We start from the raw sequence: 17,606 nt of genomic DNA on the forward strand, positions 1-17,606 counted from the left end.
CCGCCAGCGTTCGTCCTGAGCCAGGATCAAACTCTCCATAAAGGTGAATCTGATTAAAGCTCTAAAACGTTACTAGCTTGATTTGCTCCGAAGAGCTATCATCGTCGTTCATTTGTTCAGTTTTCAAGGAACTTTCGGCCCGAAAACACTCGAAGATTTCATCGAAGTTTGTCGGTCACAAGTACATATAATAGCAGGTTCAAAACAGAAAAGCAACCCTCAATTCGGGTTGCTTGCCTAGAAATCTATTCCTGACGGAAGGGGCTGCTCAGGCCCCTCCGTCCAACAGCCGCTGCAGCTCCGCTTCGTCATCGATAATACGGATGCCGAGCTCCTGCGCCTTCGTCAGCTTGCTGCCGGCCGCCTCGCCCGCAATGACGAAGTCGGTCTTCTTCGACACGCTTCCCGTCACCTTGGCGCCGAGCGCCTCCAACTTCTTGGCCGCCTCGTCGCGGCCCATCGTACTGAGCGTGCCGGTCAGGACGACCGTTTTGCCGTAGAACACGTTGTCGGTATTGACCGGGGCCGCGGACTTCTCGACGACCGGGTTGATGCCCGCCTCCTGCATCCGCTCCACGCTCCGCCGCATCACGGGGTCGGCGAAGAAGGAGACGATGCTCTCCGCCACGATGCCGCCGATGTCCGGCAGGGTCGTCAGTTCTTCGGCCGTAGCCGCCATGAGCGCGTCTAGGCTGCCGAAATGATCGGCGAGCACTTTCGTCGTAGTCTTGCCCGTGTTGGCGATGCCGAGGGCGAACAGGAAGGACGGCAGGTCGCGTCCTTTGCTCTTTTCGAACGCCTCGAGCAGCTTCTTGGCTTTCTTTTCCCCGAATCGCTCCAGCTTGATCAGGTCATCATATTGAAGCGAATACAGATCGGCGGGATCGCGGACATCCAGCTCATCGAACAGCTGCTCGGCCGTCATCACGCTGAACGTCTCGATATCCATCGCGTCGCGCGAAGCGAAGTGGGCAATGCGGCCGATCAGCTGCGGCTTGCAGCCGAGCCGGTTCGGACAGAACAAGTGCGCGCCTCGCATCTCCAAAGTCGAGCCGCAGGCCGGGCACACATCCGGCATTATGATCTCGCCACCGTCATCCTCGTCCGTTACCTTGCCGAGAATCTCTGGGATAACGTCGTTGGAGCGGCGGATAAACACCGAGGTGCCGAGCGCATGCTTGAGCCGCTTCCGCTCGATGTCGCCGATGTTGTTGAGCGTACACTTCTGCACCGTCACCCCGGCCAGGTCGACCGCTTCCACCGTGGCGACCGGCGTCAGCTTGCCCGTACGGCCGATCTCCCAGGTGACCGACTCCAGAATCGTCGTCGTCTCCTCCGCCTCGAACTTGAAGGCGACCGCCCAGCGCGGGAACTTGTCCGTATAACCGAGCACCTCGCGCGTCCGCATATCGGCCAGCTTCACAACGCCGCCGTCGATCAAATAATCGAACGTATGCCGAATGGCCTCGAGCTGGGTGAGCTCTTCAGCCACTTCTTCTATAGTAGAGAGGAACCGCACATAAGGGTTCACCTTAAACCGATTGTCCCGCAGAAACGCCACCATCTCCTGGTGGTCGGTAAACGAGACTCCCTCCGCATACCCTATATTGTAGATAAAGGCATCGAGCCGGCGCTCCGCCGTGATCTTGGGATTCTGGTTGCGCAGCGCGCCCGCCGCGGCATTGCGCGCATTCTTCAACGGCTCCACCGCCGTCTTGTTGTAAGCTTCCAATACCGAGAGGAACATCATGCCTTCGCCTTGCACTTCGATGAGGCCGTCGCGGAACGGAATCTCCAGCGGGATCGACTTGATCGTCTTCACTTGGGCCAGGATGCCTTCCCCCACAACCCCGTTGCCCCGGGTCGCCGCTTGGACCAATTGGCCGCCCTCATAGGTCAGGTTCAAGGAAAGTCCGTCGAACTTCAACTCCACGACAAAGGACGGCGTAGGCAGAGGGGTCTCCGGGTTCTTCGCGTTGTAATCGTTCACGAGCTTCTGCACGCGAGTGTGCCACGCCATCAGCGCGTCCCGATTCTGAGCCTTGTCCAGGCTCCACAGGCGGGCCCGGTGCCGGTGCGGTTCGAAGCCGCTGAGCGTCTCGCCGCCCACCCTCTGCGTCGGCGAATGGGGCAGCACGAGGCCAGACTCCCGCTCCAGCGCCACCAACCGGTCATACAATTCATCGTATTCCTTGTCGCTAATCGTAGGTTGATCCAACGTGTAGTAAGCATAATTATGCCGGCTGATTTCTTCGATCAGCTGCTTCATGCTGTTCAAGGTTTCCTCGTTCGCGGTCGGGATCGCTTCGGCTTCGGACAACGGACTCACGTTCCTCTCGTTCATAGGTTAATCTTACTAGGATTATTGCACCTTCGTGATCGGCGCGAACTTGGCCAGCAGGCGCTTCACGCCCACCGGCGCCGGAAAGGCGATCTGCAGCTCCTGGTCGTCGCCGCTGCCCTTCACGGCCACGACCACCCCGGTGCCCCACTTCCCGTGGGACACCTTGTCGCCGTGGCCGTACGAGGTCGGCGCGCCTCCGCCGCCGACCGCACCGCCAGCGACCGGCCGGCCAGGCCCGCCGGTCGGAGCCACGCCGCGCGCCGCCGCGGACGCGCGCGTGCCAAAGCTGCCGGCGGCCGCAGGCCCGCCGCCATAGGCGGAGCCGCCCCGGGCGCCATAACCGCCCGCGCCCGCGCCGGCTCCGCCGGCACTGAACGGCGTACGGCTATAGCCGCCGCCGTAGCTGCCCGTGGCCCCGTAGCTCGAGCCGAAGCTCGAGCCGCCGCCCTCGCGGCCGGGGCCGACCCATTCGAGGAGCGACTCCGGCACCTCGCGCAGGAAGCGCGAAGGGGCGTTCGCCGTCGTCTTCCCGTACAACGTGCGCGCCCGGGCACAGGTCAGGTGCAGCTCCTTCTCCGCCCGGGTGATGCCGACGTACGCGAGCCGGCGCTCCTCCTCGAGCTCCTCGTTGTCGAGGAACGCGCGGCTGTGCGGGAAGACGCCCTCCTCCATGCCGACGATGAACACGATGGGGAACTCAAGACCCTTCGCGCTATGCATCGTCATGAGGATGACGCTCTCCTTCGGCCCCTCGTCCTCGTCCTGATCGACGGCGTCGATATCGGCGATCAAGGCCAAGTCCGTCAGGAAGCTGACGAGCGACTTGTCCTCGTTCCGCTTCTCGAAGTCCATCGTTACGGACAGGAACTCGTCGATGTTCTCGAGCCGGGACTGCGACTCAATCGTGTTCTCGCGCCGCAGGTCGTCCCGGTAGCGGGTGAGCTCGAGCATCTTCTCGGTCAGCTCCGTGACGGACAAGTACTCGACCATCGAATGCAGGTTGAGGATCGTCGCATAGAAGTCGGCCAAGGCGCTCTTGAACCGGGCGCCCAATTCGAGCGCATCGAGCTGCTCCAGCAGGGCAAAGATCGAGATCCCCCGGCTACCCGCCATCTCCGCCAGTTTGTCTACCGTCGTGTCCCCGATGCCCCGCTTCGGAACATTGATGATCCGGGCCAAGCTGATATCGTCGTCCGGGTTCGACACCAACCGCAGATAGGCGAGCAGGTCTTTGATTTCTTTACGATCGTAGAATTTGATTCCGCCCACGATTTGATACGGAATATCGGATTTGATGAAAATTTCCTCGATCACCCGGGACATCGCGTTCGTGCGGTACAGCACGGCATGCTCGGCATAGGACTTGCCCCGATTGCGGTTCTGAATGATCTCATTCGCCACATAGTAGCCTTCCGCATGCTCCGAGTCCGCCAGGAACAGCTTCAGCTTGCTGCCCCCGTTCTGATCGGTCCACAGCTTCTTCGCCTTACGCCCGGTATTGTTGTTGATCACGGCGTTCGCCGCGTCGAGAATGTTCGAGGTCGACCGATAGTTCTGCTCCAGGTAGACGGTCGTCGATTCCGGATAATCCTTCTCGAAATTGAGAATATTCGTAATGTCGGCCCCCCGCCAGCGATAGATCGACTGGTCGGAATCCCCTACGACGCACAGGTTGTGATGCTTCTCCGCGAGCAGGCGGCAGAGCACGTATTGGGCCCGGTTCGTATCCTGATACTCGTCCACGTGGATGTACTGGAACTTATTCTGATAGAACTCCAGCACTTCAGGTACGTTCTTGAACAGCTCCGTCGTCTTCATGATCAGATCGTCGAAGTCGAGCGAGTTGTTGCTCTTGAGCTTTTTCTGATACAGCTTGTACACCTGCGCACACCGGCTCAGGAAGTAATCGCTTCCGGCCTTGGCCTCGTACTGCTCGGGCGTCTGCAGCTCGTTTTTGGCATTGCCCAGCTCCGCTTGAACCGCCTTCGGTTCGATTTTCTTCGTGTCGAGGTTCAGTTCCTTCATGCAGTTCTTGATGACGGAGAGCTGGTCGGTGGAATCGAGAATGGTGAAATTGGACGTGTAGCCGATCCGTTCGATATCCCGGCGCAAAATGCGCACGCACATCGAGTGGAAGGTCGACACCCAGATGTCGCCTGCGGACGGACCGACGAGCTTCCCCACCCGCTCCTGCATCTCCCGGGCCGCCTTGTTCGTGAACGTGATGGCGAGAATGCTCCACGGGGCCGCCTTCCGCGTCGCGATGAGATAGGCGATCCGGTGAGTCAGCACCCTGGTCTTGCCGCTGCCCGCCCCCGCCATGATCAGCACAGGCCCTTCCAGCGTCCTCGCCGCCTTCTGCTGCTCCGGATTCAATCTCGATATAGCGTCATGTATGTCAAGAGAAGGATTCATAGCCTAACAACCTTTCATTCATGTAATGCGGTCCGTCTACCGGTCTTCCTCTAAAATACGAACGGTGCTGAGCGCCCGCTCCAGGTCCTCGTACACGATATTGCCCACAACGATCGTATGCGCCGCGCCGGCCGCCTCCCGAGCCTTGTCCAACCTGTCGATGCCGCCTCCATAAAAGAACCGCGACCGCTCCAGCCCCGCGGCAACCCGACGAACGAGCTCCATGTCCCCGAAAGTGCCGCTATATTCAAGGTAGAACACCGGCAGCTTCAGCAACCGATCGCACAGCTTGGCGTAAGCCAGCACATCCTTGGCGGCAAGCGTTGTGTCGGCCCCCGTCAGCCGAGCGGCGGTCGAGGCCGGGTTCAGGATGACGTAGCCTTCCGGCACTATGTCCTCCCACGGCATCATCGGACCGTACTCGCGAATCGCCTCCATCTGGTTGCCCACGATCCAACGGGGATCGGAGGCGTTCAGCACGATCGGGATCAAGTAGAGGTCGAATCCGGGGACGATGGCGTCCAGGTCGGACACTTCCAGTACGCAAGGCAGCTCGTAGCGGCGAATGCGCCCCAACAGCTCCACGGTATTGTCGAAGGTGACTCCGGTGGAACCCCCTACGATAACCGCATGCGTCCCGGACGAGCATAGCCGCTCCAATGCTTCCTCGGTCAGCTCCCGGTCCGGGTCCAGCTTGAATACGTGCCGCCAGCGGCTCAAGTCAATCCTCAACTTCGCTACCTCGCTTGTGATGGTCTGTTACTCTCAGTCTAAAATACACCGGTAGGGGTGTCAAATGGGCATTGCCTGCTAAGCCGCTGCGGTTCCGTACTTCGGTCGTCAGCCTTATCATAGCAAAATCGAATGTATGTTCGCAATCGTAATGAAACCCCACAAAGTGACGTGGGCCTCTGGAGCTTATTCCAGGGCAGAGCCCCTTTGCGGGGACCCCGGGATTACGATATCCTCATACGTAAAAAAGCTTCGGACCGTCCCGATTTCGGGGTGTCCAAAGCTCTCATCAAAGCTCTCATCAAAGCTCTAACCGCTTAACGCTCTTCATTGCCGCCTTCCGGACCCGGATTGCGGTTTTTCAGCTCATACTGGGCGAGCTTGGCGCGCAGCTCGTCGATCTCCCTCTGCAGCATCTTCTTCTCCATGTCGCGCATCATCTCGTCAACCGTCGATTCGCGCGGCGGGAACGGCTGCCCCGGCACCGGTCCCGGCCCTTGAGACCCGGGCGCTTGCGGACCCGGCTGCGGCCCGAATCCGCTAGGCGGGTTCGGCTGTCCTTGCCCATAAGAGCGCGCTCCGCTCGGTTGAAAGCCTGTCGAATGCCCCGCCGACTGGCTGCCGCCATAGTAGCCCGTATTTCGCCCCGGGGTCGGCCCGTAGTTGGGCCCGTAGTAAGGCCCGTGCGACGCAGGGTCGGGGAAATCGAAGGCCGGCTCCTTCGGGATGACGAGGCAAGCGATGAAGTAAATCGGAATTACCGTCCCCCCGGAGAAGAACGCGGTAATTATGACGATAACACGCAGCAGCGTGGAGTCTACGTTAATCATTTGCGCTAAGCCGCCGCACAGTCCGAACAGCTTCGAGTCGGTTCGCGAACGGTATAATTTGGTCAAGGTGCTCAGCCCCTCTACTGGATTGTATCTCTATTGTAACGAATCTCGATGTCGTCTTCTATGGACCCCGGTCGGTCGCAATCCTAGACTATGGTCGAGGCTTCCGCCATATGCGATGCCCCTGCTCCATCGTAATACAGAATCGGCTCGTTGCATAGCCTGTCATCACCTACCCGAAAGGATGGACAGGCCACCGTTATTCTTATGCTATAATGGAATCGAGCGCATCTTGGGCGGAGCAAGGAGGACGGTTCGGTGTCCCTAATCGGAGAAGAACGCAAAGCGTATATACTGCAGCTGCTGCAGCTGGAAGGCAAAGTCCGGACGAACGATCTGGTGGACCGGCTGCAAGTGTCCTCGGAGACGATCCGCCGGTACTTGGAGGAGCTGGAGGAGCAGCATCGGCTGAAGCGCGTCTACGGAGGGGCGGTCAAGCCCGACGTGTCCCGCGAGGAGCTCTCCTATATGAACCGGGAGATTATTCATGCGGAGGAGAAACAGCGGATCGGCCGGACCGCCGCTTCTCTCATCGAGGATCGCGATGTGATCTACATCGATGACGGGACGACGACGGAGCAGCTGCTTCCCTATATGCTGGACAAGCGCCATGTAACCGTCCTGACCATCGCGGTTCCGGTTCTGCACCTGCTGATCGATTACGCGAACCAAGGGCGGTTCGACGGCGACATCATCATGATCGGGGGCCGCGTGAGCGCCAAGCATGCGCGGGTATCCGGGGCGTTCGCGGAGCAGATGGCGGAGAGCTTCCATGTGGACAAATCGTTCCTGTCGATCGACGGCATGATGCTGGAGAAGGGCATTACAACTTTCGATCCCGAACGGGGACGGCTGGCGCGCAAAATTATGGACCGGTCGGGACAATGCATCGTGATGACCGACCGTTCCAAGTTCGGGCGCGTGCATTTTTATAAAATTGCGGATTTGCGGCAAATCCACATCGTGGTGAGCGACGTGGCGGCGCCTGAGGCTTGGGGCGCTTATTTGCGGGAGCATGACGTGAACTGGATCTGCGCCGGGGACGAGCGATAGGTGTGTTTGGGACATTTACGCCTGACGCTCAGGGCGGCGTTTTGTTATAATGTAGGCATCCTTCTTACGGAAAGCGGGTTACGGATCTTATGAAATCTTATCTGGAGCTATTGAAAGACATCCGGGATAACGGCGTGCGCAAGGAGGACCGGACCGGCACCGGCACGATCTCCGTGTTCGGGCGGCAACTGCGGTTCGACCTGCAGCAAGGGTTTCCGCTGCTTACGACGAAGCGCATTCATCTGAAATCGGTCATTCATGAGCTGATCTGGTTCCTGAGCGGCGCCACGAACATTCAATATTTGACAGACAACAAGGTGTCGATCTGGGACGAATGGGCCGACGCGGACGGCAACCTCGGTCCGGTCTACGGCTCGCAATGGCGTACATGGCATACCCCCGACGGCCGGGTCATCGATCAGATTACGAACGTCGTCGAAGCGATCCGCCGCAATCCCGATTCGCGACGGCACCTGGTGAACGCGTGGAACGTAGGGGAAATCGACAAGATGGCTCTGCCGCCGTGCCATTACGCCTTCCAATTCTATGTCGCAAACGGCAAGCTGAGCTGCATGTTCCAGATGCGGTCGGTCGATACGTTCCTGGGGCTGCCGTTCAACCTCGCCAGCTATGCGCTGCTCACACATATGGTCGCCGAGCAGTGCGGCTTGGACGTCGGGGATCTGGTATGGACCGGCGGGGACGTGCACATTTATTTGAACCATCTGGAGCAGGTCGAGCTGCAATTGTCCAGGGAGCCCTTCCCGCTGCCAACCTTGCGGATTAACCGGAAGCCGGATTCAATCTTCGACTATCGGTACGAGGACTTCGAATTCGTCGACTATCGCTACCACCCTTCGATCAAGGCGCCGATTGCGATCTAACACTCAGGACTGGAGGACATGGCCCCATTGACTACTACTTCTTCTAGCCATCCCATCTCGCTCATCTGGGCGATGGACCGCCGCCGGTTGATCGGACGGAATAACGGCATGCCGTGGCGGCTGCCGGCGGAGCAAGCGTATTTCCGGACGGTCACGTCGGGACACGCCATCCTGATGGGACGCAAAACGTATGACTCCCTTAGCAAAAAGCCGCTCCCGAAGCGGCACAATATCGTGCTGACCCGGGAACGCGGCTTCACGGCTGAAGGCTGTACGGTCGTGCATACGGTCGAGGAAGCGCTCCGCATCGCCGAGCGGGAGAAATTGTTTGTCATCGGCGGCTCGGAAGTATACGCCCTCTTCCTCCCGGTGGCTGACCGGCTCTATATCACCGAGATCGACCACGAGTTCGAAGGCGACACGTATTTCCCCGAATTCGATCTGTCCGAGTGGACGCTCGTATCCAGGGAACCGGGGCTCACCGATGAGAAGAACCCGTACCGCTATGAGTTCCTCGTCTACGAGAGAGTCAGCCGGCCCGAGTAAGTCAACCGGGCGGGCTCCACTTGGTCGACGGCGCCGTCGAGAATGCGGCGTACGCCCTCCAGCGTATCGGAGAGAGGGACCCACTCGCCTGCTCGTCCCGTGAACGTCTCGGCTACATAGAACGGCTGGGTCAGGAACGCCTCGAGGCGCTCGCCTGTCCGATAGACGGCCGCCTCTGCCTCGGGCAGAGAGAACTTCTCCGGGTCAGGCGCTTGCGCCTGGCCCTTCGTGTTGCTGCGCGCTTGCACTAGCGCCCGCAGCTCCCGGTACCGGCGAAGCAGCTTCCTCGCCCGGTGCTGGATCGACAGGTGCGCGGTATCGAGGTACGCGCCCTCCGACAACACCGAGGCGGACGAGACCGGGTCGATCGCCGGGTAGAACCCTTGGGCGATCAGCCCCATGTCGAATCGCCACAGCGTGTCGAGAGGCCCATACGGGGACTCCTCGTCCACGGCTTCCCCGCGCGTATCGACGAGCACGAGCGTCACATGGCGAGCACCGGCTTCCTGCAGCTGCTCCCGCAGCTCGAACCACTCCCCGGACAGCACAACCTCCCGATCGGCGCCCAGCAGGACGTCGCGGTCGGCCCGCAAGCGGCTCACCGCCTGGACGGTTTCTTGCAGCGTGCGGCACACTGCCTCCGCCTCTCCGCACACGTCTTCAACGCCGGTTACGGTTTGCTTGGGCGTCCAGAATACCGAAGCTACCTCTTGCTGCTTCAACCTCCGCATGAGCTCCTGCAGCAGCACGAGCTGCCCCATGTTCGGCCGGGCCACCAGGCCGATCGTCCCGCCCCGGACCAAGGGCGCGAACAGATCGAGGCATTTGATGCCCGTCTCGATCATGCCCGCTCCGCCGCCGCGGATGATGAGCTCATCCAGCGTGCACCCTGCGAGGGAGGCCAGCGTGACAAGCGTGCGCACTTCGGCGCGTCCGATCGGGATGCGCCCGGTGCATAGATTGGAGACGGTCGCCGCACGAAGCCCGACCGCCTTGGCAGCCGACGTCAGGTTCGGCACGCGGCGTTTCAACAGCGGCACATTCAGTTGGATCTCTTCATACATGGCGAGTTTCTCCCCTTATCGAATCGAGCCATGCGGCAGGACCGCATGCACCCCTTGAATCCCGTTCACGATCTGTGTGATCCTTAGGTCGACGACGAGACTGGCGAGCGCCAGCGCTTCGCGGCGATCGTACCCATACAGCTCGCCCATCAAATCCAGCATGGCCGAGAGAGCAATCATTCTCGCCTCGTTCAGATCCTCATGGAACCCGAACGTGATCCAGGCCGACGCCGTCTTGGCCCGAGGCAGCGTAAGCCGCATCTCGTCCCTTACGCGAAACGTCAGATCGACCAAGTCCATCGGGCATTCAAGCGCAGGAACGCCGACTTCGCCGTCCCCTTGCACGGCGTGGCCGTCGCCTACCGAGAACAGGCCGCCCGACACGGCGATCGGCAAGTACAATGTACTTCCTGCGACCAATTCCTTGCAATCCAGATTGCCACCCTGGGGTCTCGGGATGAATGAGGTGTGCACGGTATTCTCCGCCGAGGGCATGCCCATGACGCCCATGAACGGCCGAAGCGCCACTCGGTGCCCCCGGTCGCTGGTTCCGACCATCGTATGCCCGTTCAGCAGCCAATTCATGTGCAGCTCTTCGCCCTTCGCCAGGTCGAGCCACTCCAGCACCGGATGGGCGAAGCCGCCCGCTCCGCTCCAGCCCCAGCCGCCCGGACGAATCTCGTTGATCCGGATTTCCAGCGTCATGCCGGGCTCCGCTCCAACGATTGCGACCGGACCGCACAAGGCGTGGCCGTGATCGCGGGGACCTTCCTTGGGCACACGTTTGCGAACGCCGGGCAATCCCGGTTCCAGCCCCCAGCCTCCATCCAACGTACGGAACCGCACCGTATCACCGGACCGGATCGTCAGGACGGGGGCATAGTCGCGCGAAAATGTGCCGTGCAGGTTTGCTCGATCGGGCTCCAAATCATGAATGGTCAAGAGATCGCCTCCTAAAGAAATTTAAGTATTATTACTTTAAAGAGTACACATAATTACTCTTCAATGCAAGAACGCAAAATAAAAAACTGTCATTTCTCAGACAGTTTTCTCAGGTGCATTCAATTGACACGAACTGTTGTTCCTGTCATGATAGATGTATGCGTATGACCACTCGTCAAGGAGCGATGATGACAATGACCGAAGCGATCATTCAACAGCAACTCATTCAATCGTACAACAACCACGCCGAGGAGCGGGACGGCATGGAGATCAGCGACTGGAAGCTTCGCGTCCGCAGCGAATACCTCGGCCTGCTGCAGGAAGCCGGAGCGCGCACGCTGCTGGAGCTGGGTGCCGGACCGGGACGCGACAGCTACTTCTTCAAGAACGAAGGGCTCTCCGTGACGAGCACGGACGCCTCTCCGGAGATGGTGCGGCTGTGCCGGGCCAAGGGGCTGGACGCACGCCTGATGGACTTCCGCCGGCTCGAGTTCCCCGAAGCGGTCTTCGACGGCGTCTATGCTCTGAATTGCCTGCTGCATTTGCCGAAGCGGGAGCTGCCGGACGTTCTGCAGGAGATCCGGCGCGTGCTGAAGCCGGGCGGTCTGTTCTTCATGGGCGTCTATGGAGGGAACGACTCCGAGGGCATATGGGAGCAGGACCACTATGAGCCGAAGCGGTTCTTCGCCATGTACAGCGATACGAACCTGCTGCACGCCGTGGAGGAAGTGTTCCGTGTCGTTCGGTTCGAGACGATTCCGCAGCCGGACGGGGCTCCGCACTTCCAATCACTCGTACTTGCTTAGTCGACGCATAAACGCTACTGCGCAGCCGCTTCATTCCAATTCGACCCGGTGCGAACCATATCCATACCGGCCGCATATTCGACGAAATCAACGACCCGGGACGCATAGCCCCATTCGTTGTCATACCAGGCGAGCAGCTTCACCTGATGGCCGGATGTCATGAGCGACAGGCCGTCCACGATGGCGGACTTCTCATTGCCGATGTAGTCGCTCGAGACGAGCGGCAGCTCATTGTACTCTACATAAGGCGCGTAACGTCCGGAGACCGCCCGGCGGAACGCGTCTCTTACGGCTTCCACAGAAGCCGGAGCCGCCAGTTGGGCGGTCAGATCGACGACCGAGACGTCCTGCGTCGGGACGCGGAGCGACAAGCCATGAATGCGCGGGGCGAGATGCGGCAGGACGTCGGCGAGCGCCTTGCCCACGCCCGTCGAGGTCGGGACGATCGACTGCGTACAGGCTCGCGCCCGGCGCAGATCCTTATGCGGATTGTCTAGATGATTCTGGTCATTCGTGAACGCATGCACCGTCGTCATCCAGGCGGATTGGACCCGGAACGCCTCGTCCAGAATATCCAGTACGGGCGCCAGGCAGTTCGTCGTGCAGGAGGCCGTCGAGACGATGCGGTCTCTCTCCGGCTGGAAGCTAGTTTCGTTCACACCCATCACTACAGTCCGGTCGGCGCCGTTCCCCGGAGCCGTCAGCACAACGCGCCCCGCACCGGCCGCCAGGTGCTGGCTCGCCCCGCGGCGATCGTTGAACTTCCCGGTGGCGTCAATCGCGATATCGATACCCAGGCTACGCCACGGGAGCTGCGCCGGCTCGCGCTCGGACACGACCGCGAGCCGATGACCGTTCAGCACCAAGTGCCCATCCTCCACGCGAATATCGGCGTCCCACTTGCCATGTACGGTGTCATATTGCAACAGGTGGGCGACGGTCTCAATCGGACTCGTCGTGTTCACCGCCACGATCTCTCCCTGGCTCAACCCCTTCGTAAACGCACGCCGCAGCACCAGTCTGCCGATGCGGCCTGTCCCGCTGATCGCGATTCTCGGTTCCATCTTTCGTCCCCCTGCCGTCATTTTTCATAGCTTACTTTTGGTTTTATTATAGCCGCAGATCATTTATGACGCAATATATTTCGCTTTAATCCCTATATAGTATGTATTATATGATTGATTGTGACCACAAAGAAGAACCGCTAGGGGAAGCACACCCTGACGGTCCTTGTCGTTCCTTTTATTCACGCCATCCCACCCGAGTTTCACGGATTCGCATAGCCCTTATTTTCAATCGCGACCGCATGGGCGATACAGGGAATGCTCTCCCCTTGTTGGAAGCTCAGCGGGGAGAGCAGGGCTCCAGTCGCGACGACAAGAATCCGGTTGAGCTCTCCCTTGTGCATTTGCTTCAGCAGATGTCCGTACGTGACGACCGCGGAGCAGCCGGCCCCGCTGGCACCCGCCTGGACATTCTGTTTATTATAGTCGTAGATCATTTTGCCGCAGTCGTTATAGCGGGTTTGATGGATCGGCACTTTATGTTCCTCGAGCAATTCGCAGGCGATGTCATACCCGACCTTGCCGAGGTCGCCGGTCACGATGAGGTCGTAATGGCCCGGCTCTAATTCCAGGTCGCGAAGATGAGCCTGAATCGTATCGACCGCTGCCGGCGCCATCGCAGCGCCCATGTTGAACGGATCCTTAATGCCCATATCCACGATTCGGCCTATTGTGGCTTGGGTCACGATCGGCCCCTCGCCTTCCCGAGCCACCACCGACGCACCTGCGCCTGTAACCGTGAATTGAGCGGTCGGCGGCTTTTGCGAGCCGTATTCCGTCGGATACCGGAACTGCTTTTCTACGGAAGCGTTATGGCTGCAAGCACTGGCCACCGCGAATTTGGCCGATCCGGAGTTGATGAGCTGTGACGCGACCGCCAGACTCTCCATGGAAGTGGAGCAGGCCCCGAACATCCCGATATAGGGAATCGTCAATGTACGTGCGGCGAAGCTGGTGCTGATGATCTGGTTCATCAGATCCCCGCCCAGGAAGAAATTCACTTGCTCCTGGGTCAAGCCGGCATTCTCGATCGCGAGTTTGGCGGCTTCCTCCAGCAAGGTTCTTTCCGCCTTCTCCCAGCTGTCCTGACCTAACCGCAAATCTCCGTGAATGATATCAAAATCATTGGCCAGCGGGCCTTGGCCTTCGAAAGGACCGACAACCGTGGCCGCCCCCCGAATAACCGGCCGATTCTTAAACGTCCAGCTTTGGTGTCCGGTCAGCATCCTTGAACTCCTCCTTCTCTCACCGGTGAAGTACGGGCGTCAATTCGTCAATTATTTGTTCCATTTGCTTCGAGCATTGTTCGTACATGTCCTTCGCCTTTTTACTTTTTGTAGTTAAACCGAATAGCATCAAATCCCCTTCGCACTTCTTTAATGTGGCGAACAGCGCCGCTTTTTCCTGCGGTACGGGAACTTTAATCTGATCGTCATACAAATCGACAAATAATTGGCCATAGGAATCAACTTGACCCAGGTACACATTTTCCAAGGCCACCCCGAGCTTTTCCAATTCCGTATTTAACCATTGCCGGTTTAATCCTAAAGTAGCCAAAGGCTCGTCCAAGATTTGGCCGTCCATGATGACCGATTGCGGCTCCTGTTCGGGACCGACTTTGATGCCCAGATGCCTTGGGGTCAACGGTTGATTCTCCCTGGTCAACAACACGTTGATTTCTCCGTTCGGCTCCATAATCGCGAATTCCACATCCGCCACCCTGAATACCCGTTTCTTGCGCAGTTGCTGCATCAGTTCATCGGATGTAAGCCGTTCTTTTTTCAAATTGTCTTCCATCACTTTTCCGTCTTTAATCAGCACCGTGGCTTTGCCGTCGATAAAGTCGCGCATCGTCTTGCTTTTCATCTGTAAAAAGGCGATTCCCAGAGAAACACAAACCCACACGGTTATGGAAATCAGGCCTAAATACCACGACGAGTCCAAGTCCAAGGATATAGATGCTGTAATGTTACCGATTGTAATCCCGGTGATGTATTCGAATAAGGACAGCTGAGTGACTTGTCGTTTGCCTAATATTTTGGTCATCGCGTAAAGGATGACAACTGCGGTTAACGTACGGACGCCAACTTCCACCCAATTGGGCATACCGAACCTCCTTCTTAGCAGCCATGTCGGATTCCAACCGTTAAAATTGTTTGTTAAACCGCCAGTCCTTATGAAGCCGAACGATGAAAATCAATTTCCACTTCAGGAAATTAACATCCAAGGGACTGCCATTTTTTATCTTGTTTTTTTCAGCAATAGCTGGACAAATTATACTCGTTCTCAACTAGGGAGGTGATCAAAATGACGGTAGCGTCCGATGTGAAAACTTGCGTAGCTTCCTTAAAGAGCGCGCAGGCCAGCCTCGAGCAATTCGCTTTGGCCACACAGAATCAAGAAGCCAAAACGCTGTTCACGAATGCAGCTCAACAAACCCAACAAATTCTTCAGCAGGTTGAAGGCCGGGTTCAGCAATTGGAAAACGAAGAACCTCAATACAAAGGCTTCTAACCAAAAAGGCGAGCCTCGAAAACCGGCTCGCCTTTCCAACCCTTATTGCAACGCATCGAACATCTCTTGCACCGTCGTCTTCGCGACGGCATATGCCCAAGTGTCGCCTTGCTTGACGATCCAGACGTTGTCGCCGTCCACCTTGCCCGTGTACGACTCCGTCGTCTCCTTGCCCTCCTTGCTCTGTTTCACATCCACCTTCAGCTCCGGCGCTCCTGCGGTTACTTGCGAGGCAGGCTTCGCGAGCTGGTCGGTCGACAGCAGCAGCGCTTTGTCGAGCACAGCCGTCGCATCTGTGCCTTGCAGCTCCTTCTCGCCGAACTTCCACGTCGACTCACTCGCCGTCTTCGTCGTGTCCGACTTGGTCAGCGTTTTGCTCGCGCCGTTCCAAGTCATCGCCAAGCTCTGCACGTCGCTGTAAGTGAATTCGATCGGCATCTTCTTCATGAAATCGATCGGCTGCTTCTGCAAGCCCTGAAGCGTCGTATCGCTCACCTTATACACGTTCGGGGCATCCTTAAGCTTGACATAGCTATACCCGGCTATCGGTAGCGGGTTGCCGACCTGCACCGTCTGAGTCGACCCATTCTTCAGCGTCACCGTGTACTCGCTCGCCGGAGTCGCCAGCCCGAACCCGGCCAGGTCGCTCGGATTCGCGTCCACTTCCCCGTCTTGCGTCAACGAGACGAATGACGACGTCCACCCATCCACATCCATCGTGCTAAGCGGCAGGGCCGACGGCTTTGACATGGACCAGACGTTGTCCTTCAACTGCAGCTCCACCGTATCGGTCCCTGTTTTTAAGCTAAAGGCGGTAATGTCTTCCTTCTTCACCGTCACGAGCGGCTTCGTCGTTGCCTCTTCTTCCTTCTTGAAGAAATTTTGACTAGACGCGTACCAGAACCCGGCGATGCAGACTACAACCAGGATGATCGTCGGCAGGAAACGCTTCATCCTTTTCTCCTCCTCCACCAGATCACGCCGCCAATAACGAGGAACAGAAGCGGGAAGCCTAAGAGAGTGCCATAGAAAATTTTTGTCCGGTCGCCCGGCATGAGCATCGCTTGCTGCATTTGAGCTTCTTCCCGTGGGCGGATCGTGATCATATCCGTTTGTTCTTGGAGCCAGCCGACCGCGTTGAGCGCGAAGTCCTTGTTGCCTTGCTGCATGACAACCTGGTCAATCAGGAATTGCGCGGTCCCGATGACGACGGCCTTCGGCTTGTTGTCCTTGTCTTGCACCGCATAGGCAATATCCAGCGGTCCCGTCAGGTCCGCATCGCCCTTCGTTGTCTTGCTCGTTGCTTCAAGCTGGGCGAGATCCGTCTCTCCGTAGGCCTTGTCGGTGGTGGAGAGCAGCGCGTTCGCCCTGTAGTCCGTATTCGCGGTATCGGTCTGCAGCACGAGCGCCAGCGGCATGATTGTCACCCGGTTCTGAGCAGACAGCTCGCTGGTGATTTCATGGGAGCCGTATTCCGGAATAATCGTCAGCTGGTCGTTCAGCGAGGTCCGGCCGGTCTCCAGCGCGATCGCGTTTGGATTTTTTACGTTAATCGCGTTCAACAGGTCGTTGATGTTCTTCCACTTGGTCATGTCCTTGGCATAGCTGACTGCAATATACAGCTTGCCCTTGCCTTTGACATACTCCTTAAGTGCCGTCGCTTCCTTCTCGTCCAAATCGTTCTGAGGCCCGATCAGGAAGATCGCTTCCGCGTCGTCCGGCACTTTGCCTTCTTTGAACAGGTTCAGGTCGCCCAGTGTATAGCCGGCACCTTCCAGCCCATTGCGGAACACGGACATTTGACTGGACGGAAGCTCATTATGACCGGACAGGAAGTAGACCGGGTGCTTCACATCGGAGCCCAGAGTAAGGAGCGTCTGCGTGAACTTCTCTTCCCCCGTGAACTGATAGGAGCTTTCCGTGGAGCCTTGCTGGAACAGCTCATAGCTATATACCTTTTGGGTTTTGCCTCCGCTTTCGAAGATGGTCGTCCCGACGGCGTCGATCTGGTATTGGGCCGCCTTCGACGGCTCTCTGATCGGGTCGATCTCCTCCAGCTTAATGTGGCTGTTGCGCTTCTCATATTCTTTCAGCAGATCGATCACATGTCGGTTCATGACGTCGTCGCCTTGCTGCTGCACGCCGGTAAACGCGGTGATCTTCACGTCCTTATCCAGCTTCTTCAGCATGCTCAGAGTCTGCTCCGACAGCGTATACTGCTTGTCTTTGGTCAAATCCCATTGAATGCCCGTGAGCGAGTGCAGGAAGATCGTAGCGACGATAAAAATACCGATAACCGCTAGCGACAGCACCGTCGCGTTCGTACCCCGGATCCATTTATTCACACGT

16 protein-coding genes are annotated in these 17,606 nt (G+C 58.3%); 5 read left to right on the forward strand and 11 right to left on the reverse strand.

What is annotated here, in order from left to right; translation table 11 throughout:
- Positions 1–268 precede the first annotated feature (268 nt).
- The 4 genes from ligA to ACI5FR_RS17915 all read right to left on the reverse strand — a co-directional run bounded on the left by ligA (position 269) and on the right by ACI5FR_RS17915 (position 6,387).
- Positions 269–2,269 (reverse strand): NAD-dependent DNA ligase LigA, encoded by a 2,001-nt coding sequence (gene ligA / locus ACI5FR_RS17900; protein ID WP_405456985.1) that lies wholly within the window; start codon positions 2,267–2,269, stop codon positions 269–271.
- A gap of 93 nt (positions 2,270–2,362) precedes the next feature.
- On the reverse strand, positions 2,363–4,759 hold the full coding sequence (gene pcrA / locus ACI5FR_RS17905; RefSeq protein ID WP_405456724.1) for a DNA helicase PcrA: 2,397 nt from the start codon (positions 4,757–4,759) through the stop codon (positions 2,363–2,365).
- Positions 4,760–4,795: 36 nt separating this feature from the next.
- On the reverse strand, positions 4,796–5,491 hold the full coding sequence (pcrB, locus tag ACI5FR_RS17910; protein ID WP_405456726.1) for a heptaprenylglyceryl phosphate synthase: 696 nt from the start codon (positions 5,489–5,491) through the stop codon (positions 4,796–4,798).
- Positions 5,492–5,808: 317 nt separating this feature from the next.
- Positions 5,809–6,387: a PspC domain-containing protein gene (locus ACI5FR_RS17915; protein WP_405456729.1), complete on the reverse strand. Its 579-nt coding sequence runs from the start codon at positions 6,385–6,387 to the stop codon at positions 5,809–5,811.
- 255 nt (positions 6,388–6,642) lie between these two features.
- Here ACI5FR_RS17915 and ACI5FR_RS17920 point away from each other — a divergent pair, with 255 nt between their 5' ends.
- The 3 genes from ACI5FR_RS17920 (at position 6,643) to ACI5FR_RS17930 (ending at position 8,867) form a co-directional block, all read left to right on the forward strand.
- Positions 6,643–7,437 carry a DeoR/GlpR family DNA-binding transcription regulator gene (locus ACI5FR_RS17920; RefSeq protein ID WP_405456731.1) on the forward strand — a complete coding sequence of 265 codons (795 nt, stop codon included), beginning with the start codon at positions 6,643–6,645 and terminating at the stop codon, positions 7,435–7,437.
- Positions 7,438–7,526: 89 nt separating this feature from the next.
- Positions 7,527–8,321 (forward strand): thymidylate synthase, encoded by a 795-nt coding sequence (gene thyA / locus ACI5FR_RS17925; protein WP_405456732.1) that lies wholly within the window; start codon positions 7,527–7,529, stop codon positions 8,319–8,321.
- Positions 8,322–8,393: 72 nt separating this feature from the next.
- The gene (locus ACI5FR_RS17930) at positions 8,394–8,867 is read left to right on the forward strand and encodes a dihydrofolate reductase (RefSeq protein ID WP_405456987.1); all 474 of its coding nucleotides are present in this window, start codon (positions 8,394–8,396) and stop codon (positions 8,865–8,867) included.
- Here the strand turns inward: ACI5FR_RS17930 and ACI5FR_RS17935 are convergent.
- Together ACI5FR_RS17935 and ACI5FR_RS17940 are read right to left on the reverse strand one after the other, a co-directional pair.
- Complete coding sequence (locus ACI5FR_RS17935; protein ID WP_405456735.1) at positions 8,840–9,931, reverse strand: F0F1 ATP synthase subunit beta; 1,092 nt, start codon at positions 9,929–9,931, stop codon at positions 8,840–8,842. The genes ACI5FR_RS17930 and ACI5FR_RS17935 overlap by 28 nt on opposite strands.
- A 15-nt stretch (positions 9,932–9,946) precedes the next feature.
- Positions 9,947–10,873 (reverse strand): acetamidase/formamidase family protein, encoded by a 927-nt coding sequence (locus ACI5FR_RS17940; protein ID WP_405456737.1) that lies wholly within the window; start codon positions 10,871–10,873, stop codon positions 9,947–9,949.
- 194 nt (positions 10,874–11,067) lie between these two features.
- On the opposite strand from ACI5FR_RS17940, the gene ACI5FR_RS17945 reads away from it, so the two are divergent.
- A complete protein-coding gene (locus ACI5FR_RS17945; protein WP_405456739.1) occupies positions 11,068–11,679 on the forward strand; it encodes a class I SAM-dependent methyltransferase in 612 nt (203 codons plus the stop codon).
- Positions 11,680–11,693: 14 nt separating this feature from the next.
- Here ACI5FR_RS17945 and gap read toward each other — a convergent pair whose 3' ends face one another.
- The 3 genes from gap to ACI5FR_RS17960 form a co-directional block, all read right to left on the reverse strand.
- A complete protein-coding gene (gene gap / locus ACI5FR_RS17950) occupies positions 11,694–12,743 on the reverse strand; it encodes a type I glyceraldehyde-3-phosphate dehydrogenase (protein WP_405456741.1) in 1,050 nt (349 codons plus the stop codon).
- Positions 12,744–12,946: 203 nt separating this feature from the next.
- Positions 12,947–13,969: a stage V sporulation protein AD gene (spoVAD, locus tag ACI5FR_RS17955; protein ID WP_405456742.1), complete on the reverse strand. Its 1,023-nt coding sequence runs from the start codon at positions 13,967–13,969 to the stop codon at positions 12,947–12,949.
- 19 nt (positions 13,970–13,988) lie between these two features.
- Positions 13,989–14,849: a DUF421 domain-containing protein gene (locus ACI5FR_RS17960; protein ID WP_405456744.1), complete on the reverse strand. Its 861-nt coding sequence runs from the start codon at positions 14,847–14,849 to the stop codon at positions 13,989–13,991.
- Positions 14,850–15,050: 201 nt separating this feature from the next.
- On the opposite strand from ACI5FR_RS17960, the gene ACI5FR_RS17965 reads away from it, so the two are divergent.
- Positions 15,051–15,257 (forward strand): DUF1657 domain-containing protein, encoded by a 207-nt coding sequence (locus ACI5FR_RS17965; protein WP_405456746.1) that lies wholly within the window; start codon positions 15,051–15,053, stop codon positions 15,255–15,257.
- 42 nt (positions 15,258–15,299) lie between these two features.
- Here the strand turns inward: ACI5FR_RS17965 and ACI5FR_RS17970 are convergent, their stop codons facing one another.
- Both ACI5FR_RS17970 and ACI5FR_RS17975 read right to left on the reverse strand, forming a co-directional pair.
- The gene (locus ACI5FR_RS17970; protein ID WP_405456748.1) at positions 15,300–16,211 is read right to left on the reverse strand and encodes a DUF4340 domain-containing protein; all 912 of its coding nucleotides are present in this window, start codon (positions 16,209–16,211) and stop codon (positions 15,300–15,302) included.
- Positions 16,208–17,602 carry a GldG family protein gene (locus ACI5FR_RS17975; protein WP_405456750.1) on the reverse strand — a complete coding sequence of 465 codons (1,395 nt, stop codon included), beginning with the start codon at positions 17,600–17,602 and terminating at the stop codon, positions 16,208–16,210. Before ACI5FR_RS17975 ends, ACI5FR_RS17970 begins: the two co-directional genes overlap by 4 nt.
- Positions 17,603–17,606: the final 4 nt, after the last annotated feature.

This window comes from Paenibacillus sp. HJGM_3 (assembly GCF_045062745.1).
Taxonomy (GTDB): domain Bacteria; phylum Bacillota; class Bacilli; order Paenibacillales; family NBRC-103111; genus Paenibacillus_AA.